General features: G+C 61.0%; 19 protein-coding genes and 1 tRNA gene. 17 read left to right on the top strand and 3 right to left on the bottom strand.

Annotated elements, in window-relative coordinates:
* Positions 1-140: 140 nt before the first annotated feature.
* From AC0NIL_RS20450 to AC0NIL_RS20375, 16 genes are all read left to right on the top strand, one after another.
* Positions 141-377: an Lrp/AsnC family transcriptional regulator gene (locus AC0NIL_RS20450; protein WP_010909609.1), complete on the top strand. Its 237-nt coding sequence runs from the start codon at positions 141-143 to the stop codon at positions 375-377.
* A gap of 171 nt (positions 378-548) precedes the next feature.
* Complete coding sequence (locus AC0NIL_RS20445) at positions 549-1,961, top strand: circularly permuted type 2 ATP-grasp protein (RefSeq protein ID WP_024503502.1); 1,413 nt, start codon at positions 549-551, stop codon at positions 1,959-1,961.
* A gap of 147 nt (positions 1,962-2,108) precedes the next feature.
* On the top strand, positions 2,109-3,050 hold the full coding sequence (locus AC0NIL_RS20440; RefSeq protein WP_024503501.1) for an alpha-E domain-containing protein: 942 nt from the start codon (positions 2,109-2,111) through the stop codon (positions 3,048-3,050).
* A gap of 85 nt (positions 3,051-3,135) precedes the next feature.
* Positions 3,136-3,930 (top strand): transglutaminase family protein, encoded by a 795-nt coding sequence (locus AC0NIL_RS20435; protein ID WP_063172085.1) that lies wholly within the window; start codon positions 3,136-3,138, stop codon positions 3,928-3,930.
* Between the two features lie 131 nt (positions 3,931-4,061).
* Positions 4,062-4,793, top strand: coding sequence for a proteasome-type protease (locus AC0NIL_RS20430; protein ID WP_013531816.1), 732 nt, complete (start codon positions 4,062-4,064; stop codon positions 4,791-4,793).
* A 100-nt stretch (positions 4,794-4,893) separates the two neighbouring features.
* Positions 4,894-6,303: a pyridoxal phosphate-dependent decarboxylase family protein gene (locus AC0NIL_RS20425; RefSeq protein WP_127369308.1), complete on the top strand. Its 1,410-nt coding sequence runs from the start codon at positions 4,894-4,896 to the stop codon at positions 6,301-6,303.
* Positions 6,304-6,381: 78 nt separating this feature from the next.
* Positions 6,382-7,149: a DeoR/GlpR family DNA-binding transcription regulator gene (locus tag AC0NIL_RS20420; protein ID WP_013531814.1), complete on the top strand. Its 768-nt coding sequence runs from the start codon at positions 6,382-6,384 to the stop codon at positions 7,147-7,149.
* 126 nt (positions 7,150-7,275) lie between these two features.
* The gene (glpD, locus tag AC0NIL_RS20415) at positions 7,276-8,802 is read left to right on the top strand and encodes a glycerol-3-phosphate dehydrogenase (protein WP_063172087.1); all 1,527 of its coding nucleotides are present in this window, start codon (positions 7,276-7,278) and stop codon (positions 8,800-8,802) included.
* A 42-nt stretch (positions 8,803-8,844) separates the two neighbouring features.
* Entirely contained in the window at positions 8,845-9,924 is a 1,080-nt protein-coding gene (locus AC0NIL_RS20410; RefSeq protein WP_064995842.1) for an ABC transporter ATP-binding protein, read from the top strand.
* Between the two features lie 10 nt (positions 9,925-9,934).
* Complete coding sequence (locus AC0NIL_RS20405; RefSeq protein WP_013531811.1) at positions 9,935-11,002, top strand: ABC transporter ATP-binding protein; 1,068 nt, start codon at positions 9,935-9,937, stop codon at positions 11,000-11,002.
* Positions 11,003-11,869 (top strand): carbohydrate ABC transporter permease, encoded by an 867-nt coding sequence (locus AC0NIL_RS20400; RefSeq protein WP_013531810.1) that lies wholly within the window; start codon positions 11,003-11,005, stop codon positions 11,867-11,869.
* A gap of 1 nt (position 11,870) precedes the next feature.
* Positions 11,871-12,785: a carbohydrate ABC transporter permease gene (locus AC0NIL_RS20395; protein ID WP_013531809.1), complete on the top strand. Its 915-nt coding sequence runs from the start codon at positions 11,871-11,873 to the stop codon at positions 12,783-12,785.
* Positions 12,786-12,787: 2 nt separating this feature from the next.
* A complete protein-coding gene (locus AC0NIL_RS20390; protein WP_275953091.1) occupies positions 12,788-13,075 on the top strand; it encodes a DUF2160 domain-containing protein in 288 nt (95 codons plus the stop codon).
* Positions 13,076-13,154: 79 nt separating this feature from the next.
* A complete protein-coding gene (locus tag AC0NIL_RS20385) occupies positions 13,155-14,882 on the top strand; it encodes an ABC transporter substrate-binding protein (RefSeq protein WP_013531807.1) in 1,728 nt (575 codons plus the stop codon).
* Positions 14,883-15,081: 199 nt separating this feature from the next.
* Positions 15,082-16,572, top strand: a complete 1,491-nt coding sequence (gene glpK / locus AC0NIL_RS20380) for a glycerol kinase GlpK (protein WP_013531806.1) — start codon at positions 15,082-15,084, stop codon at positions 16,570-16,572.
* 93 nt (positions 16,573-16,665) lie between these two features.
* Entirely contained in the window at positions 16,666-17,073 is a 408-nt protein-coding gene (locus tag AC0NIL_RS20375) for a DUF6882 domain-containing protein (protein ID WP_224672845.1), read from the top strand.
* Positions 17,074-17,159: 86 nt separating this feature from the next.
* On the opposite strand, the gene AC0NIL_RS20370 is transcribed toward AC0NIL_RS20375, so the two are convergent.
* On the bottom strand, positions 17,160-17,645 hold the full coding sequence (locus tag AC0NIL_RS20370; RefSeq protein WP_013531805.1) for a BA14K family protein: 486 nt from the start codon (positions 17,643-17,645) through the stop codon (positions 17,160-17,162).
* A 256-nt stretch (positions 17,646-17,901) separates the two neighbouring features.
* Here AC0NIL_RS20370 and AC0NIL_RS20365 point away from each other — a divergent pair.
* Positions 17,902-17,977 (top strand) — tRNA-Lys (locus AC0NIL_RS20365).
* Positions 17,978-18,225: 248 nt separating this feature from the next.
* Here the strand turns inward: AC0NIL_RS20365 and AC0NIL_RS20360 are convergent.
* Both AC0NIL_RS20360 and AC0NIL_RS20355 read right to left on the bottom strand, forming a co-directional pair.
* Positions 18,226-18,696, bottom strand: coding sequence for a nucleoside deaminase (locus AC0NIL_RS20360; protein ID WP_275953090.1), 471 nt, complete (start codon positions 18,694-18,696; stop codon positions 18,226-18,228).
* Positions 18,697-18,825: 129 nt separating this feature from the next.
* Positions 18,826-19,887 (bottom strand): ABC transporter ATP-binding protein, encoded by a 1,062-nt coding sequence (locus AC0NIL_RS20355; protein WP_275953089.1) that lies wholly within the window; start codon positions 19,885-19,887, stop codon positions 18,826-18,828.
* Positions 19,888-19,901: the final 14 nt, after the last annotated feature.

Here is a 19,901-nt window from a genome sequence, read left to right as displayed (position 1 = left end):
GGCAGGTTGCATGCTGGCGGAGAGCTGCGGCAGGTCGCAGCCCAGGCCTGGGCCGGCAGAGTACGGATTCCAGCGCTTGAAAGCCCGCCTCCAGTCTGCCAGAAGGGCCGCTGGACTTGGACGTTTAGCGGGACGAAGCCATGAAGGCGTTTTTCGTGCAGATCAAATGCGAGCTCGGCAAATCCTATGAGGTTGCCAGCGCGCTTGCCGATGCCGAGATCGCCTCGGAAATCTACTCCACCGCCGGCAACTACGATCTGCTCGCCAAATTCTATGTCGACGACGAGGAAGACGTCGGCCATTTCGTCAACGAAAAGGTGCAGATTCTCCCCGGCATCAAGGACACGTTCACCGTCGTCACGTTCCGTGCTTTCTAGCCGGTAAACGCATTTGCCCGGGCACGAGGCAAAGGCTGATCAAGGTCATATTTCAGCTGCCTCAATTTTAGGCAGGCGCAACATACTGATCGCCCGTATCTCCCAAATCACCGATTGCGCTTGATTTTCTCCGGCGACGCCAGTGAAATGGCGTCACAGGGGAGTATGCGATTGGCAGCGTTCGATGAAATGCTTCCGGAAGTCTCCGGATTGAGAAGACCGTATTCGGCGTATGATCGCTGGCTGAAGGAGCAGGATCCAGCCAGGCTGACCGAGAAGATGCAGGACGCTGAGCGCGTCTTCCGCAAGACCGGCATCACCTTCGCCGTCTATGGTGAGCAAGAAGCCTCCGAGCGGCTGATCCCGTTCGACATCGTTCCCCGCATCATTTCAGGCAATGAATGGCGGCGCCTCACGCAGGGCATCGAGCAGCGCGTGCAGGCGCTGAACGCCTTCCTCGACGACATCTATCATCGCCAGGAAATCCTGCGGGCAGGGCGCGTCCCCAGGGAATTGATCGCCAGGAATGAGGCATTCCTGCCGGAGATGATCGGGGTCAGGCCGCCGGCCGGCGTCTATACCCACATCATCGGCGTCGACATCGTCCGCATCTCGGAGGACGAGTTCTACGTGCTGGAGGACAATGCGCGCACGCCGTCCGGCGTCTCCTACATGCTGGAGAACCGCGAGACGATGATGCAGCTGTTCCCCGAGCTGTTCCAGAAGATCAAGGTGCGGCCGGTGGAAAACTACCCGCAGCTTCTGCGCCAGTCGCTGGCGGCGGTGCGGCCGCAAAGCACCAAAGGTGCGCCGACCATTGCGGTGCTGACGCCCGGCAGCTTCAATTCCGCCTATTTCGAACACGCCTTCCTTGCCGACCAGATGGGCGTGCAGTTGGTCGAAGGCCAGGACCTGCGCGTGGTCGACGGCCATGTCGCCATGCGCACGACGGAAGGCTACAAGCAGATCGATGTGCTCTACCGCCGCGTCGATGATTCTTTCCTCGACCCGCTGACGTTCCGTCCGGATTCCGCTCTCGGCATACCCGGCATCATGGATGTCTATCGCGCCGGCAACATCACCATCGCCAATGCGCCGGGCACCGGCATAGCCGACGACAAGGCGATCTATTCCTACATGCCCGAGATCATCGAGTTCTACACCGGTCGCAAGGCAATCCTGGGCAACATTCCGACCTGGCGCTGCTCGGAGCCCGACAGCCTGAAATACGTGCTCGAACACATCGACGAGCTGGTGATCAAGGAAGTGCACGGTTCCGGCGGCTACGGCATGCTGGTCGGGCCTGCGGCAACCAAGAAGGAATGCGAGACCTTCGCCAAGAAGTTGGCGGCCAAGCCATCGAATTATATTGCCCAGCCGACGCTGGCGCTGTCGACATGCCCGATCCTGACGGAAAAAGGGCTGGCGCCGCGCCACGTCGATCTCAGGCCCTATGTGCTGGTCTCCGACCGCATCCAGATCGTGCCTGGGGGCCTCACACGCGTCGCGTTGAAGGAAGGTTCGCTGGTTGTGAACTCGTCGCAGGGCGGCGGGACGAAAGATACTTGGGTGTTGGATGATTGAGACGAGTGAATAGGGAATAGTCAGTAGGGAATAGTCAGTAGTCAGTAGCGGAAATAGAGGGACAGGAAATGCCATATTTCATTGAGATTCAATTGCTTAATATTCACTGCTCACTATTCGCTACTCACTAGCCCGAAGGGCCACTTCATGCTTTTAGGCCGCACCGCAAACGGGCTCTATTGGATGAACCGCTATATCGAGCGGGCGGAAAACATGGCGCGCTTGGTCGATGCCGGCCTGCGCATGGCGCTGACCCGCACCCAAAGCGCCTCGGAAGAGTGGAATTCGGTGCTGCTCAGCGCTGGTTCCGACGTCACCTTCAGCCAGAAATATTCCGACTATACCGCCGCCAATGTCGCCGACTTCCTGTTGCGCGACACGTCGAACCCATCGAGCACGATGTCGTCCATCGAGACAGCCCGCAACAATGCCCGCATGGTGCGCACCGCGCTGACGCGCGAGACCTGGGAAAGCATCAACGAAGCCTGGATGGCGCTGAAGCGGATGCTGGCCAAGCCGATCGACGAGCGCGACCTGCCAAGCGTGCTCGACGCCATCAAGCGCGAGACGGCGCTGATCCGCGGCTCGTTCTACGGCACCATGCTGCGCAACGAGATCTTCGACTTCTCGCAACTCGGCACTTACGTCGAGCGCGCCGACAACACGGCGCGCATCCTCGACGTGAAATATTATGTGCTGCTGCCGTCGATCTCCTGGGTTGGCTCGACGCTCGACAATTATCAGTGGGAATCGATCCTGCGTTCGGTCTCGGCGCATCGCTCCTATCGCTGGGTCTACGATGCTGATTACAAGCCGACCAACATTGCCGACTATCTGATCCTCAATGTCCGCATGCCGCGTTCGCTGATGTTCTGCTATCGCTTCCTGTCGGAGCATCTGAAATTCCTCGGCGACGATTACGGCGAGCGCCATGCCTGCCACGCAACGGCCGAGAAGACGCAGACAATGCTGAGAGCCGGGTCGATCAAGGATATCTTCGATACCGGGCTGCATGAATTCCTGGCCAATTTCATTCGCGACAACACCAAGCTGGGCGACGAAATCGCACAAGATTATCGGTTCAATTGAGCATGGTCCCGAAAGGTGGAGCCGGTTTTCTTAGACAAACGGAAACCGTTTGTCCGGAGATCGCGCTCACAAACGGAATAGAAGCATGCGGCTGAAGATTACCCACCGAACTGAGTACCGTTACGATACGCCGGTGCATTATCTGTTGCAGCGGCTGCGGCTGCTTCCGGTCAGCGGGTCGACGCAGACCGTTCTGTCCTGGGCTCTGGCGATCGAAGGCGCGCGCGAAGAGGTCCGCTTTGTCGACCATTTCGGCAACGACACAAGGCTGTTGAGCGTCGAGGGCGAGCGCGACTTCATCACGGTCGAGGCGTCGGGCGAAGTGGTGACGCGCGACACCGCGGGCGTCTCGGGGCCACACCAGGGCTTCACGCCGCTCTGGCTGTACAGCCATGAGACACCATTGACGGTGATCGGCAGCGGTATCCGCGAACTCGCCGCATCGGTTGGCAAGGGCAGCGACATCGAACGGCTGCACCGGCTGATGGCTGTCATCGGAGAGCGCGTCGCCTACACGCCCGGCACGACCAATGCGACGACGCCGGCGGAGGAAGCCTTGGCGCTCAAGACCGGGGTCTGCCAGGATCATACCCATATCTTTGCCGCCGCCGCCCGTGCCATGGGCTTTCCGGCCCGCTATGTCAGCGGCTATCTGATGCTGGATGCGACGGTCGAGCAGGCGGCCAGCCATGCCTGGGCCGAAGCGCATGTTTCGGGTCTCGGCTGGGTTGCCTTCGATGCCGCCAATGGCATCTCGCCCGACGAGCGTTATGTAAAGGTGGCGACGGGCCGCGATTACCGCGACGCCACGCCGGTGTCGGGAATTCGGCTGGGACAGGCGGAAGAACAGCTTGCGGTCACCGTCACGGTGGAGCAGTAATCCTCGCAAGATTGCTGCCGAGCGATTCATCGTTTCAAGGAACCCCGAACCGCTCTATCCCTTTGTTTTAACGCAATTCCGGACGGAAAACCGCTTCACACTTTTCCTGGAATTGCTCTAGAAGAGATTCCATGACCTATTGCGTTGGCCTGAAGATCGATCGCGGGCTCGTGTTCATGTCCGACACGCGCACCAATGCAGGCATGGATTCCATCTCCACCTTTCGCAAGATGCATGTCTGGGAAGAGCCGGGCGAACGCGTCATCGTTTTGATGTCGGCGGGCAATCTGGCGACGACGCAGGCCGTGGTCAGCCTGCTTGACGAGCGCACCAAGGCAATCTCCGAAAGACATTCCACACTGCTCGAAACGCCGTCGATGTACCAAACGGTCCGCATTGTCGGCGACACGGTCAAGGAGGTCATCGCCAATTCGTCACCCGCTGGCGAGAAGGCGGATTCCTATTTCAATGCGTCCTTCATCCTCGGCGGTCAGATCAAGGGCAGCGAGCCGCGCCTGTTCATGATCTATCCCGAAGGCAATTTCATCGAATCGACCGATGACACGCCGTTCTTCCAGATAGGCGAGACCAAATACGGCAAGCCGATCATCATCCGCGCCTACGAAAAGACGATGAGCCTCGCCGAGACGGTGAAGCTGCTTTTGGTGTCGTTCGATTCGACGTTGAAGTCGAACCTGTCCGTCGGCTTGCCGCTCGACCTGCTCTTCCTGGAGAAGGACGCTTTCAAGGTCGGATTGAAGAAGCGGATCGGCCAGGACGACCAGTATTACCGCACGATCTCCGATGGCTGGTCGAATGCGCTGAAGACGGCTTTTGCCAGCCTGCCGGATTTCCCTGGCTGAGGCGTGCGGCATCTCTTGCTGGTTGCATATATTTCACGCGTTAATTAATAAGAGACCAACCGCGACGGATGGTAGCGATGGATCATGTCGGGAGGACAGGATGAACAATGATGATTTCCGGCAATGGTCGCGGCGCGCCGCCGACTGGGGCGCTGACTATCGCAACAATCTGCGCGACCGCCCCGTGCGGCCACTGGTAGAACCCGGCGCCGTTTCCAGAAGCATCGAGGTTTCGCCGCCCGAAGACGCCGAACCGATGGACCGGATCTTCGCCGATTTCGAAGAGAAGATCCTGCCGGGAATGACGCATTGGCAGCATCCGCGCTTCTTCGCCTATTTCCCGGCCAATGCGGCGCCGGTTTCGGTGGTGGCGGAATATCTTGTTTCGGCGATGGCCGCGCAATGCATGCTGTGGCAGACGTCGCCGGCGGCGACCGAACTCGAAACGCGCACCGTCGACTGGATGCGCCAGGCGCTCGGTCTGCCGGAAGGTTTCTCGGGCGTAATCCAGGATTCAGCCTCATCGGCGACGTTGGCCGCGGTGCTGACCATGCGCGAACGGGCACTCGACTGGCAAGGCAACAAACAGGGCCTGGCAGGGCAGGCGCGGCTGCGCATCTACTCCTCCGACCAGGTGCACACGTCGATCGACCGGGCGATCTGGGTGTCCGGCATCGGCGAGGACAATCTCGTGCGCATTCCCGTCAGCGGCCGCTTTCGCGCCATGGACACGGCCGCGCTCGAGGCGGCAATCGTCGCCGACCGGGAAGCCGGCATGCTGCCGGCGGGCATCATCGCTTGCGTCGGCGGCACCAGCACTGGCGGCACCGACGACATTGCTGCGGTTGCCGAGGTGGCACGGCGGCATGGGCTTTATCTCCATGTCGATGCCGCCTGGGCGGGATCGGCGATGATCTGTCCGGAATATCGGCATTTCTGGACAGGCGTCGAAGGCGCCGATTCGATCGTTTTCAATCCGCACAAATGGCTGGGCGCTCAGTTCGACTGCTCGATCCAGTTCCTGCGCGACCCTGAAAGCCATGTCAGGACGCTGGCCATCAAGCCGGATTATCTGAAGACGCACGGTCATGACGGCATCATCAACTATTCCGAATGGTCGGTACCGCTCGGGAGGCGATTTCGCGCGTTGAAATTATGGTTCCTGCTGCGCGCCCATGGCCTGGAACGCCTGCGCGCGATGATCCGCAATCATGTCGCGTGGAGCGAAGGGCTGGCGGCGCGGCTGGCAAGGGAGCCGGATTTCGAGATCGTCAGCGAACCGATGCTGTCGTTGTTCTCGTTCCGGCACAAGACCGCAACCGACGGGGACGAGCACAATCTGCGCCTTGTCAATGCGATCAACGACGATGGCCGCATCTACCTGACGCAGACGAAGGTTGATGGACTGATCGCAATCCGGTTCCAGGTCGGACAGTTCGAGGCGACCGCCGCCGATGTCGAAACGGCTTTTGTGGTGATTACTGAAATCGCACGTGGCCTGGGTCGCTGATTTCGTTAGCCGGCTTATGCCTTTTCATCGGTTTCGTTTTCGACTATAGACAAGAAAAACGAAAACGGGAGGTTGCCCATGTATCTGTCGCCGCGCCATGCCGAGATTATCCAGATGGCCAAGGATCACGGCCGCGTGCTGGTCGATGATCTGGCCAACCACTTCAATGTGACGCCGCAGACCATACGCAAGGACCTCAACGATTTGTGCGATCAGCGGCTGCTCTCGCGCATCCATGGCGGCGCGCTGTACCCCTCCGGCATCGAGAACATGGAGTATGAGGCGAGACGCAAGATTGCCGCCGACGAGAAGGAGGCGATCGGCCGTGCGGCAGCCAGGCTGATCCCCGACAACGCCTCGCTGTTCATCAACATCGGCACCACGACCGAGTCGGTCAGCAAGGCGTTGCTCGATCACAACGGTCTCATGGTCATCACCAATAACATCAATGTTGCCAATAGGATGCGGATATATCCGTCGATCGAAGTGGTGATCGCCGGTGGTGTCGTGCGCGGTTCCGATGGCGGTGTGGTCGGCGAGGCGGCGGTCGATTTCATCAGGCAGTTCAAGGTCGATTACGCGGTGATCGGCGCATCCGCCATCGACCATGACGGCGCCTTGCTCGACTTCGATTTTCGCGAGGTCAAGGTGGCGCAGGCGATCATCGCCAATGCAAGGCATGTCATCCTAGTTTCCGACCAGACCAAATTCGAGCGAACCGCACCGGTGCGCATCGGCCATCTGTCGCAGGTCAACACCTTCATCACCGACCGCTGCGACATCCCCTCGGTGCGCAAGATCTGCCAGGAGGCCGAGGTTCAGCTGATCGAGACGTCGCTCGCCTAGGCGGTTTTCAGCTGATATCACGCGCCCGTGATATTTCGTTTGACATTCGTTATCATTTCGAAATAATTCCGACACGGTTTCGTAAAAGCCCAAAAATGGTGCAATGCGAAATCGCTGGAGGAATTTGTGGACGCATCTCCGATCCGTGACATTTTCGTCATAGGCGGCGGCATCAATGGCTGCGGTATCGCCCGCGACGCCGTCGGGCGTGGCTTTTCCGTCTTTCTCGCCGAGATGAACGACCTCGCCAGCGGGACCTCCTCGGGCTCGACCAAATTGATTCATGGCGGCCTGCGCTACCTCGAATTCTACGAATTCCGCCTGGTGCGCGAAGCGCTGATGGAGCGCGAGGTTCTGTGGAAGAACGCGCCGCACATCATCTGGCCGATGCGCTTCGTGCTGCCCTATGCCAAGGGCCTGCGCCCGGCCTGGCTGATCAGGCTCGGTCTCTTCCTCTACGACCACATTGGCGGGCGCAAATTGCTGCCGGCGACCCGGACGCTGGACATGGCCAGGGATCCGGCCGGCAAGCCTTTGAAGCCGCTATTCAAGAAGGCCTTCGAGTATTCGGATGGCTGGGTCAATGATGCGCGGCTGGTGGCGCTGAATGCACGTGATGCGGCCGACCGCGGCGCAACGGTCCGCACCCGTACGAAAGTGGTCGGCGCGCGCCGCGAAAACAGTCTGTGGACGGTCCAGGTCGAGGATCTGCAGACCGGCGAGACCGAGGAGATCAAGGCGCGCCTGCTGGTCAATGCCGCCGGCCCCTGGGTCGATCATGTGCTTTCCGGCGTCGTCGGCCTCAACGATGTGCACAATGTCCGCCTCGTGCAGGGCAGCCACATCGTCATCGCCAGGAAGTTCGACGATCCGCGCGCCTATTTCTTCCAGAACAGGGATGGTCGCATCATCTTCGCCATTCCCTACGAAGAAGAGTTCACCCTGATCGGCACCACGGACCAGGATTACCCCGGCGATCCGCATGACGTGAGGATCAGCGACACCGAGATCGACTACCTCTGCGCCGCGGCAAGCGAATATTTCGCTGAAGCCGTCAAGCGTTCGGACATCGTCTGGACCTATTCGGCCGTCCGTCCGCTCTATGATGACGGAGCCTCCAAGGCGCAGGAAGCGACGCGCGACTATGTGCTCAAGGCCGATGGCGGCGAGGGTGCCGCCCCGATCGTCAACGCCTTCGGCGGCAAGATCACCACCTATCGCCGGCTGTCGGAATCGATGCTGGAAAAGATCGAGGGTTTTCTGGGTAAACGCGGCAAGCCGTGGACGGCAAACGCGCCGTTGCCGGGCGGCGATTTCCCGGCCACCGGTTTCGATGCCGAAGTGGCGAAACTGAAGACTGCCTATCCGTTCCTCGACGCGCGCCTGGCTCGCCGGCTGACCCGGCTCTATGGCACCCGCGCAAGGATGCTGCTGGGGCTGGCCAAATCGAACGTCGATCTCGGCCGCAACTTCGGCGCCGATCTCTACGAGGCCGAGGTGCGCTATCTCGTTCAAAACGAATGGGCCGTCACATCGGAAGATGTATTGTGGCGCCGTACCAAGCGCGGTCTGCATCTCAGCCGCGAGCAGGTGGCGGCTCTCGATGAATTCATGCACGGCATAAGCCGGCGCCATGTCGCGGCTGCCGAATGAAGAGGGGTTTGAGCTGATGCGGAAGGCCTGGGAGGAGGCGTCATGCTGGAACTGAGAAACGTCACCAAGACGGTCGGTGCTGTCGCGCATATAAGCGATGTGTCGCTGACGCTCCAGCACGGCTCGCTCAATGTCCTGCTCGGACCGACGCTTTCGGGCAAGACCAGCCTGATGCGGCTGATGGCCGGCCTCGACGTGCCAACCTCCGGTTCGATCTGGTTCGACGGCCAGAATGTCACCGGCGTGCCGGTGCAGAAGCGCAAGATCGCCATGGTCTACCAGCAGTTCATCAACTATCCGGCGATGACCGTCTACGAGAACATCGCCTCGCCGCTCAGGGTGGCGGGAACCGATCAGGCGAAGATCGACAAGGAAGTGCGCCATGCCGCAGCACTTCTCAAGCTGACGCCCTATCTCGACCGCACGCCGCTGAGCCTGTCCGGTGGCCAGCAGCAGCGCACCGCACTGGCGCGCGCCATCGTCAAGAACGCCAGCCTGGTGCTGCTCGACGAACCGCTCGCCAATCTCGACTACAAATTGCGCGAGGAACTGCGCGCCGAATTGCCCAGGATCTTCGCCGCCGCCGGCACCATCTTCGTCTACGCCACGACCGAGCCGCACGAAGCGCTGCTGCTCGGCGGCAACACGGCGACGCTTTCCGAAGGGCGCATCACCCAGTTCGGACCGACCATCGACGTGTTCCGCAAACCGGTCGATCTGGTGACGGCCAAGACTTTCGCCGACCCGCCGCTCAACACCATCGTGCTGGCCAAGAAAGGTGGGGATTTCCTGCTCGAAGGTGGGGTCAAACTGCCGGTGCCCGCCGATCTCGCCGGCATTGCCGATGCCATGTACACGGTCGGTTTTCAGCCGCATCACCTGTCGCTCGATCGGCCCAATGCCACCGCTGTGCCGGTGCGCGCCAAGGTGACGATCACCGAAATCACCGGCTCGGAAAGCTTCATCCATCTCGATTTCGCGGATGCACGCTGGGTGATGCTGAGCCACGGCATCCGCGACTTCGAACCCGACGCCGAGATCGAGGTGTTCATCGATCCGCGCCACATCATGGTCTTCGACGAGCACGGCCGTGCCGTGGCCGCGCCGAAGCTGGCGGCTTGAGGGGAAAGATATGGCACGCATAGACGTCAACCATGTCAGGCATTCCTATCTGCCGAACCCTCGGAAGGATGCCGATTTCGCGCTCAGGGAAGTGCACCACACCTTCGAGGACGGCGGCGCCTATGCGCTGCTCGGGCCATCGGGCTGCGGCAAGACCACGCTGCTCAACATCATTTCGGGATTGCTGCACCCGTCGCACGGTCAGTTGCTGTTCAACGGCAAGGACGTGACCAATTTGTCGACGCAGGAGCGCAATATCGCGCAGGTGTTCCAGTTCCCGGTCATCTACGACACCATGACCGTCTACGACAATCTGGCCTTCCCGCTGCGCAATCGCGGCGTGCCGGAAGCCGATGTCGACCGCAAGGTGCGCGAGACGCTGGAGATGATCGACCTGGCGTCCTGGGCGAAGAAGAAGGCGAGGGGCCTGACCGCCGACCAGAAGCAGAAGATCTCGCTCGGCCGCGGGCTGGTGCGCTCCGACGTCAACGCCATCCTGTTCGACGAGCCGCTGACCGTCATCGACCCGCATATGAAATGGGTGCTGCGCTCGCAGCTGAAGCAGCTGCACCGCCGCTTCGGCTACACCATGGTCTATGTGACCCACGACCAGACCGAGGCGCTGACCTTCGCCGACCAGGTCGTGGTCATGTATGACGGCGGCATCGTCCAGATCGGCACGCCGGCCGAACTGTTCGAACGGCCACGCCATACCTTTGTCGGTTATTTCATCGGCTCGCCCGGCATGAACGTCATGCCGGTGGCCATCGACGGCAAGACGGCGACGCTCGGCTCGCAGCGCATCGAACTGCCGGGCGCGCCAAAAGCGGGCAGCGGCGCCATCGAACTCGGCATCCGTCCCGAATATGTCCGGCTTGGCCGCGACGGCATGGCCGTGCAGGTGAGCAAGGTCGAGGATCTCGGCCGCCACAAGGTGGTCCGCGCCAAGCTCGAAGGCCGCGAGATTGCGGCCGTCATCGGCGAGGACGAGACCGTGCCGGCCGATCCGAAGGTGCGGTTCGAGCCGGCCGGCATCAACATCTATGCCGATTCCTGGCGCGTCGAGATGGGGGCATAGATGGAAAAGACCTGGAACAACAAGGCCTGGTTCCTGGTGCTGCCGGTGCTGGTGCTGGTGGCGTTCTCGGCGGTCATCCCGCTGATGACCGTCGTCAACTATTCGGTGCAGGACACGTTCGGCAACAACGTCTTCTTCTGGGCCGGCACCGAGTGGTTCGAGGAACTGCTGTCTTCCAGCCGCTTCTGGGAAGCGATGGTCCGCAACCTGATCTTCTCCTTCATCATCCTGGCGATCGAAGTGCCGCTCGGCATCTTCATTGCGCTCAACATGCCGAAAAAGGGCTGGGGCGTGCCGGTCTGCCTGGTCCTGATGGCGCTGCCGCTGCTGATTCCGTGGAACGTCGTCGGCACCATCTGGCAGGTCTTCGGCCGCAACGACATCGGCCTGCTCGGCTACTACGTCAACGCGCTCGGCATCGACTACAACTATGTGCAGGACCCGTTCGATGCCTGGGTCACCGTCATCATCATGGATGTCTGGCACTGGACCAGCCTCGTCGTGCTGCTCTGCTATGCCGGCCTGGTCTCCATTCCGGATGCCTTCTATCAGGCGGCCAAGATCGATGGCGCCTCGCGCTGGGCGGTGTTCCGCTACATCCAGCTGCCGAAGATGAACAGGGTGCTGCTGATCGCCGTGCTGCTTCGCTTCATGGACTCATTCATGATATATACCGAACCCTTCGTGGTGACCGGCGGCGGTCCCGGCAACTCGACGACATTCCTGTCGATCGACCTCGTCAAGACCGCGCTCGGCCAGTTCGACCTCGGTCCGGCCGCAGCCATGTCGCTGGTCTACTTCCTCATCGTCCTTCTGCTGTCATGGGTCTTCTACACCGTGATGACCAACTACGACGCGGAGCGCTGAGATGACCGGCGCCAACGAAAGAGCCGATAGAGTGAGCGAGACCACAGCAGCGGGCAAACTGGCGAGCACACTGTCGCAGGATCAGGTCGCCCGGCTGATGCGCAAACGCGGCGAGGAATCGCGCTGGTGGTGGATCGTGCCGACGATCTACATCGTCGTGCTTTTGCTGCCGATCTACTGGCTCATCAACATGAGCTTCAAGACCAATGCCGAGATCGTCTCCTCGCTGACGCTCTATCCGCACCAGCCGACGCTCGCCAACTACGTCACCATCTTCACCGACGCCTCCTGGTACTCGGGCTACATCAACTCGATCACCTATGTGGTGATGAATATGGTGATTTCGGTGGCTGCCGCGCTGCCGGCAGCCTACGCCTTCTCGCGCTACCGCTTCCTCGGCGACAAGCACCTGTTCTTCTGGCTGCTGACCAACCGCATGGCGCCGCCGGCGGTGTTCGCGCTGCCGTTCTTCCAGCTCTATTCGGCCTTCGGCCTGATCGACACGCACATTGCGGTGGCGCTGGCGCACTGCCTGTTCAACGTGCCGCTGGCGGTGTGGATCCTCGAAGGCTTCATGTCGGGTGTGCCGAAGGAAATCGACGAAACCGCCTATATCGACGGCTATTCGTTCCCGCGCTTCTTCGTCAGAATCTTCATGCCCCTGATCGCCAGCGGCATCGGCGTGGCCTGCTTCTTCTGCTTCATGTTCTCGTGGGTGGAACTGCTTATCGCCCGTACGCTGACCACCACCGACGCCAAGCCGATCGCCGCCACCATGACCCGCACGGTTTCGGCCGCTGGCATGGACTGGGGCCTGCTCGCCGCCGCCGGTGTGCTGACGTTGATCCCCGGCGCGCTCGTCATCTGGTTTGTGCGCAATTATATCGCCAAGGGCTTCGCCCTGGGGAGGGTTTGACGATGAATTTCGACCTCACCTGGATGGCGTGGACGTGGCCGACGGCGGCCTTTTTCGGGACCATCCTTCTGCTGCTGTGCGGCATGGCGGCGTGGGAATGCGCCTCGCCGGGCGGCAATCCGCGCGTCGGCGTGCTGCGCTTCGAGACAACGCGCGGCGACCGTCTTTTCCTGTCGCTGCTTGGCAGCGCCTTTATCCATCTCGCTTGGTTGGGTCTTGTCGGATCCAACCTGTGGTGGGCTCTCGCTCTCTCCGTGGTCTACGCCATTGGCGTGTTCCGCTACGTATAGAGGGGGAAACTGTTGGAGCGACCGCGTGCCGGCGGCCGCTCCAGATCGCACTTGAACCTTAAAACTGTGGAGGAAACACATGCGAAGGCAATTTTTAACATCAACGACGGCCCTTGTCCTGTTGCTGGGCGTGGGCAATGCCTATGCCGGGATGGACGAGGCAAAGGCTTTCCTGGACAAGGAAATCGGCCCGCTCTCGACGCTCGACCGCGCTGGCCAGGAAGCCGAAATGCAGTGGTTCATCGATGCCGCGAAGCCTTTCGCCGGCATGGACATCAAGGTCGTTTCGGAAACCATCGCCACGCACCAGTATGAATCGCAGGTGCTGGCGCCGGCCTTTACCGCCATCACCGGCATCAAGATCACGCATGACGTCATCCAGGAAGGCGACGTCGTCGAGAAGATCCAGACCCAGATGCAGACGGGCCAGAACCTTTATGACGGCTGGGTCAACGATTCCGACCTGATCGGCACCCACTGGCGCTACCAGCAGGTGCGCAATTTGACCGACTGGATGGCGGGCGAGGGCAAGGATGTCACCAACCCGAACCTCGACCTGAAGGATTTTATCGGCACCTCGTTCACGACCGCTCCGGACAAGAAGCTCTATCAGCTTCCCGACCAGCAGTTCGCGAACCTCTACTGGTTCCGTTACGACTGGTTCAACGACGAGAAGAACAAGGCGGACTTCAAGGCCAAGTACGGCTACGACCTTGGCGTTCCCGTCAACTGGTCTGCCTATGAGGACATCGCCGAGTTCTTCACCGGCCGCGAGATCGACGGCAAGAAGGTCTATGGCCACATGGACTACGGCAAGAAGGACCCGTCGCTCGGCTGGCGGTTCACCGACGCCTGGCTGTCGATGGCCGGCAATGGCGACAAGGGCCTGCCGAACGGTCTGCCGGTCGATGAGTGGGGCATTAAGGTCGACGAGAATTCGCGTCCGGTCGGCTCCTGCACGGCGCGCGGCGGCGACACCAATGGCCCGGCCGCCGTCTACTCGATCCAGAAATACCTCGACTGGCTGAAGGCCTACGCTCCGGCGGAAGCCCAGGGCATGACCTTCTCCGAATCCGGCCCGGTTCCGGCGCAGGGCGCGGTTGCCCAGCAGATCTTTTGGTACACCGCCTTCACCGCTTCGATGGTCGATGCCGGCGCCAAGGCGGTGCTGAACGACGACGGTACGCCGAAGTGGCGCATGGCGCCGTCGCCGCATGGCGTCTACTGGAAGGACGGCATGAAGCTCGGCTATCAGGACGTCGGCTCCTGGACGCTGATGAAGTCGACCCCGACCGACCGCGCCAAGGCCGCCTGGCTCTACGCGCAGTTCGTCACCTCGAAGACAGTCGACGTGAAGAAGAGCCATGTCGGCTTGACCTTCATCCGCGAGAGCACGATCCACGACAAGAGCTTCACCGAGCGGGCTCCGAAGCTCGGTGGCCTGATCGAGTTCTACCGTTCGCCGGCCCGCGTTCAGTGGTCGCCGACCGGCACCAACGTGCCTGACTATCCGAAGCTGGCACAGCTCTGGTGGCAGGCGATCGGCGATGCGTCGTCGGGCGCCAAGACCGCGCAGGAAGCGATGGACTCGCTCTGCGGCGAACAGGAAAAGGTCATGAGCCGCATCGAGAAGTCGGGCGTCCAGGGCGATATCGGCCCAAAGATGGCCGAAGAGCATGACCTCGCCTACTGGAACGCCGACGCGGTCAAGAAGGGCAATCTCGCTCCTCAGTTGAAGATCGAGAACGAGAAGGAAAAGCCGATCACCATCAACTACGACGAACTGGTGAAGAGCTGGCAGAAGTAGCCTTGGTGTCGGCGCTCGCGCCAGCATCATGAGAATAGGGGAGGCGGCATCTTGCCGTCTCCCCTGTTTGTGTAAAAGACTAAAGCGCGTCGCGTTGAGACGGATTCATGCAACGCGCTTTAGGTCTTTGTTTTTGTGCATGTCGTTCTCCCAAAACCGAGGTCACCTTTGGGCGACATGCATTAAGCGGGGAAGCAGAATGACCGGATACATCCTTGCCATCGACCAGGGCACGACTTCGACCCGGGCGATCCTGTTCGACGGCGATATGAAGGTTGCCGGCAGCGGGCAGAAGGAATTCACCCAGCACTATCCGGCCTCCGGCTGGGTCGAGCACGATCCCGAAGACATCTGGGCGAGCGTGGTGACGACCGTGAAGGCGGCGCTGAAGAATGCCGGCCGGGCTGCATCCGAAGTGGCCGCGCTCGGCATCACCAATCAGCGCGAAACCGTCGTCATCTGGGACAAGGCGACCGGCAAGCCGATCCACAATGCCATTGTCTGGCAGGACCGGCGCACCACGCCGCTATGCCAGAAACTGAAGAAGCAGGGACTGGAGAAAAAGTTCACCAAAAAAACCGGCCTGCTGCTTGATCCGTATTTTTCCGGTACCAAGATCGCCTGGATGCTGGACAAGGTAAAAGGGGCGCGGCGTCGTGCCGAGAAGGGCGAGTTGCTCGCCGGCACCATCGACAGCTTTCTGATCTGGCGGCTGACCGGCGGCAAGGTCCACGCCACGGACGCAACCAACGCCTCGCGCACGCTGGTCTACAACATCGAGAAAAATGCCTGGGACAACGAACTGCTGTCGATACTGAACATCCCGGCAAAAATGCTACCCGAGGTAAAAGACTGCGCCGATGACTATGGAATCACGGAGAAAAATCTCTTCGGCGCCGAGATAAGAATCCTTGGCGTTGCCGGCGACCAGCACGCGGCGACCATCGGCCAGGCCTGTTTCGAGCCGGGCATGATGAAATCCACCTACGGCACGGGCTGCTTTGCGCTGCTCAACACCGGCAGCGACCTTGTGCGTTCGAAGAACCGGCTCTTGACCACTATTGCCTACAGGCTGAACGGCAAGACCACTTATGCGCTGGAGGGCTCGATCTTCATTGCCGGCGCCGCGGTCCAATGGCTGCGCGACGGCATCAAGGTGATCGGCAAGGCCGAGCAAAGCGGCAAGCTGGCTGCCGAGGCTGATCCAACGCAAAACGTCTACCTGGTGCCGGCCTTCGTCGGGCTCGGCGCGCCGCATTGGGACGCCGAGGCACGCGGCGCCATTTTCGGGCTGACGCGCAATTCCGGGCCGGCGGAATTCGCCCGCGCCGCACTCGAATCCGTCGCCTACCAGACGCGCGACCTGCTCGACGCCATGCGTAAGGACTGGAAGGGAGCTTCGGCCAAGACCGTGCTGCGGGTCGACGGCGGCATGGTTGCGTCGGACTGGACCATGCAGAGGCTGGCCGACATCCTCGACGCGCCGGTCGACCGTCCGACCATCCTGGAGACGACGGCGCTGGGTGCCGCGTGGCTCGCCGGGTCGAAGGCAGGCGTGTGGCCGGATGCCAAGAAATTCGCGAAGAGCTGGGCGCTGGAGCGGAGGTTCCAGCCGGCCATGGATGGCTCCGCGCGCGCAGCCAAACTTGCTGGTTGGCGCGATGCTGTGCGCCGGACGCTGAGCGTGTAGTGAGCAGCCATCAGGGTGAGGGGAGAATGAAGCCAGACTGGTATCCTGCTTGGCGCGACGGCCGTTGAGCAACTGCATGCCAAGAATGACCGCTTGCATAGAGATTTTCGCCTCGGCAGTTGGTCACGCTATGACTATGACCTCACGGCCGGAAAGCTTCTGTTCTCGGATGAAGGAGGCGTCAAGATCGTCACTGAGATCCAGATTGCAGGCTCCACGAGCGCCAAGGCCAGCAATTGGCTGTGGGCTTGGGCAAATTCGAATTTGCCCAGCGAGCTTCTCAGCGACGCCAAGCTGGTTCGCTCCTTCGGCGAGAAGAACAGCATAGATGAGTTGGCCCAGGCCTATGTGCCCAACGCCGGCAATGACCTGGAAGCGCTGGGTTGGGAATTGACGGGAACAATGGTTCGAATTTGCCATGCTCTCGGTGCGTATCGCTCACCGCGTGGTGAGGGTGGAGCGCTCTATTTGATTTTCAAAAGTATCAGCTGGGCGAACTGACCAGCACTCTCGCGCCTGGGCACGTCGAAAAATGGCCCGCGCTGTTGCCGGCGCAGGCCATTTTTACTCGGTACTCACACTTCGGATCAGTAAGGCGAACGGCACTCCTTGCGAGGGCCGTAATTCGGCTGGAACGTGTTGTCCGAAGCACGGTAGCTGCGATAGTGGTCGTAGCACCACTGCACGTGGGCGTTGCCCCCGTAGACGCGGTTGTTTTCGTTGTTGATGATTGCCCCGGTAATCAGCGCGCCGGTAGCGAAGGCCGCAAGCGGGAACCAATAATCGCCGTGACGACGGTAGCCGGGGCGATATTCACGATAGCCCCGATGGCCGTTCCAATACGCGCCGCGATTGCGGGAAAAATTGCGGTCACGCGAAAAACTGCGGTCACGCGAAAAATTGCGATTGTAGCGGTCCTTGCGCCACTCCCGGTACTGGACTGTCTGTACATCCGGCACCGCGACCTGGGACTGCGGCACATAGTTCGGTTGGGCATTAACCGACACCGCCTCCGCCGCAACGAATGTGGCGGAGAGAGCGGTCGCCAGCAGGCTCGTTGTGATTCTGTTCATTGGTCTTCTCCTCGATGGTTTGGCGGACGTCCCTGTGCCCGAAAAACGAGCGGCGCATACAATTGTTCCCCAGACTGGATGCCACTGTCAGGCATAAATGGCAGCGTTCCTTGGCCGTTCTCCCCCGACAGCGCGTGGGACAAGTGCCGCGACAGGGCGAAGCCGCCCGTGTTTGCGAGACCTCTTTTTCCGGTTGACCGGTCGAGGCACTCTCCCTATGTTCCGCGCAATTTCGAGGGCCGCCTTTCGCCCGCGGGAGCGCGTAGCTCAGCCGGTAGAGCAACTGACTTTTAATCAGTAGGTCATGGGTTCGAATCCCATCGCGCTCACCATTGTTTTAGCGTTAAATATCAGCAACTTAGGATCTTTAAGTCTTTGAAAAAAGCAGCGACTGTGCGAGTTTTCACGGCCTGCACGCCCTTCTCAAGGATCTCGCCACGGGCAACGCATGACAAGATCGTCCCACTTCGGATCGTTGATTCTACAAGTCTTTGATTTTGTTGAACGGCGGCGGCGACTCCCACCGCGATCCGACAGTCACTGCTGCCATTGATCGACCTTACCAACCGGGACGAAGCCGTCAGCGCTTCCAGAAATCGCGGTGCGGTGCGAGCATCTCGTCGGCGATTTCGGGGAAGGGGCCAAAGACCTCGATCTTTTTCTGGCCGGAGCCGAGGACGGTGCGCGAAGAGAGGCTCATCGTAGGATTCTCCGCGTGATCCCCGGTGAGCGCCAGGAGCTCGGTCTCCTCTACCCCGTAAACCAGCCGCCCGATATTGGCCCAATACATCGTGCCGGCGCACATCGCGCACGGCTCGAAGGTTGAGACCAGCGTGCATTGCCACAGGAACTCCGGCTCGTAGGCAGCCGCGGCGCGCCGGGCGAGCTCCGTCTCGGCATGGCGCACCGTGTCGAGATTGCCCTGCCGCATCAGCACGCGGTCATCCGGCCCGACCAGCACGCAACCAAAGGGATGATGCCCATGCGCCGCCGCCTCGCGCGCGACCGCGCCGGCGGATCGAAGGTGGGCGAGCATCTGGTCGCGTGTCATGGCAGCATCCAACAACGCCCACATCCACCCGATGAGCGGCTCTTTGATCCGAGATTGCTGCCAAGCGACGCGAGTGGCAAGAGCGAACCGTGGCTTGAGACCTTTGCGCGGGGATATCAGACCTTTGCGCTAGAATCGCCGACCGGTCTTGGCGTCGAACAGATGAGCACAGGCGCGGTCGATCTCGATGCGCATCTGCGCGCCTTGCTTTAGCGCAAGCCGCTCCCGGAATAGGCAGGAGATTTCCTCGCCGGCGCAGTCGACCCTGGCGAAGATTTCCGAACCCGTGGCTTCCAGAAGCACGATCGTGCCGGCAATACCCTGGGAAATCGTTGCTCGGATATGTTCGGGACGGATGCCGTAGATGAGTTCACCCGCGGGAATTTTTGCCAGGTTGATGCCTTCCGGCAACGGTAGGGTCAGCCCACTGGCGCTGCGGAAAACGCCTTCCTCGACGCGGCCGGCAATGAAGTTCATGGCCGGCGAGCCAATGAAGCCGGCAACGAACAGATTGGCCGGACGGTCATAGAGGTCGAGCGGCGCACCGATCTGCTCGACAAGGCCGTCATGCAGCACGACGATCTTGTCGGCCATGGTCATGGCCTCGATCTGATCATGCGTGACGTAGATGGTGGTGGTGCCCAGCCGCTGGTGCAACGCCTTGATCTCGCCGCGCATCTGGACGCGCAATTTGGCGTCGAGATTGCTGAGCGGCTCGTCGAACAGGAAGACTTGCGGGTCGCGCACGATGGCGCGGCCCATGGCGACGCGCTGGCGCTGGCCGCCGGAGAGCTGGCGCGGATAGCGGTCGAGCAGCTTGTCGAGGCCCAGGATGCTGGCGGCCCTGCCGACGCGGCTTGCGGTGTCGGCCGGATCGGCTTTCTTGATCTTGAGGGCAAAGCCCATATTGTCGGCCACCGTCATGTGCGGATAGAGCGCGTAGTTCTGGAACACCATGGCGATGTTCCGGTCGCGCGCCCGCAGATTGTTGACGGTGCGATCGCCAATGGCGATCCTGCCGCCCGAGATCGTTTCAAGTCCGGCAATCATGCGCAGCAGCGTCGACTTCCCGCAGCCCGACGGGCCGACCAGGATGACGAACTCGCCGTCAGCGATATCGACGCTGACATCGTGGATAATCCTGGCCGTTCCGAAAGCCTTTTGCACGTTGTTGATTGTGACCGATGCCATTGGGTTTTCCTCGA

The organism is Mesorhizobium sp. WSM1343, assembly GCF_055901535.1.
This window is presented reverse-complemented; position numbering and strand designations above follow the sequence as displayed.

Excerpts from the sequence above, each read along its gene's own strand:
- AC0NIL_RS20450 (WP_010909609.1), top strand. The coding sequence starts at position 141 with ATGAAGGCGTTTTTCGTGCAGATCAAATGCGAGCTCGGCAAATCCTAT.
- AC0NIL_RS20440 (WP_024503501.1), top strand. The coding sequence starts at position 2,109 with ATGCTTTTAGGCCGCACCGCAAACGGGCTCTATTGGATGAACCGCTAT.
- AC0NIL_RS20435 (WP_063172085.1), top strand. The coding sequence starts at position 3,136 with ATGCGGCTGAAGATTACCCACCGAACTGAGTACCGTTACGATACGCCG.
- AC0NIL_RS20430 (WP_013531816.1), top strand. The coding sequence starts at position 4,062 with ATGACCTATTGCGTTGGCCTGAAGATCGATCGCGGGCTCGTGTTCATG.
- AC0NIL_RS20425 (WP_127369308.1), top strand. The coding sequence starts at position 4,894 with ATGAACAATGATGATTTCCGGCAATGGTCGCGGCGCGCCGCCGACTGG.
- AC0NIL_RS20420 (WP_013531814.1), top strand. The coding sequence starts at position 6,382 with ATGTATCTGTCGCCGCGCCATGCCGAGATTATCCAGATGGCCAAGGAT.
- AC0NIL_RS20410 (WP_064995842.1), top strand. The coding sequence starts at position 8,845 with ATGCTGGAACTGAGAAACGTCACCAAGACGGTCGGTGCTGTCGCGCAT.
- AC0NIL_RS20405 (WP_013531811.1), top strand. The coding sequence starts at position 9,935 with ATGGCACGCATAGACGTCAACCATGTCAGGCATTCCTATCTGCCGAAC.
- AC0NIL_RS20400 (WP_013531810.1), top strand. The coding sequence starts at position 11,003 with ATGGAAAAGACCTGGAACAACAAGGCCTGGTTCCTGGTGCTGCCGGTG.
- AC0NIL_RS20395 (WP_013531809.1), top strand. The coding sequence starts at position 11,871 with ATGACCGGCGCCAACGAAAGAGCCGATAGAGTGAGCGAGACCACAGCA.
- AC0NIL_RS20390 (WP_275953091.1), top strand. The coding sequence starts at position 12,788 with ATGAATTTCGACCTCACCTGGATGGCGTGGACGTGGCCGACGGCGGCC.
- AC0NIL_RS20385 (WP_013531807.1), top strand. The coding sequence starts at position 13,155 with ATGCGAAGGCAATTTTTAACATCAACGACGGCCCTTGTCCTGTTGCTG.
- glpK (WP_013531806.1), top strand. The coding sequence starts at position 15,082 with ATGACCGGATACATCCTTGCCATCGACCAGGGCACGACTTCGACCCGG.
- AC0NIL_RS20370 (WP_013531805.1), bottom strand. The coding sequence starts at position 17,645 with ATGAACAGAATCACAACGAGCCTGCTGGCGACCGCTCTCTCCGCCACA.
- AC0NIL_RS20360 (WP_275953090.1), bottom strand. The coding sequence starts at position 18,696 with ATGACACGCGACCAGATGCTCGCCCACCTTCGATCCGCCGGCGCGGTC.
- AC0NIL_RS20355 (WP_275953089.1), bottom strand. The coding sequence starts at position 19,887 with ATGGCATCGGTCACAATCAACAACGTGCAAAAGGCTTTCGGAACGGCC.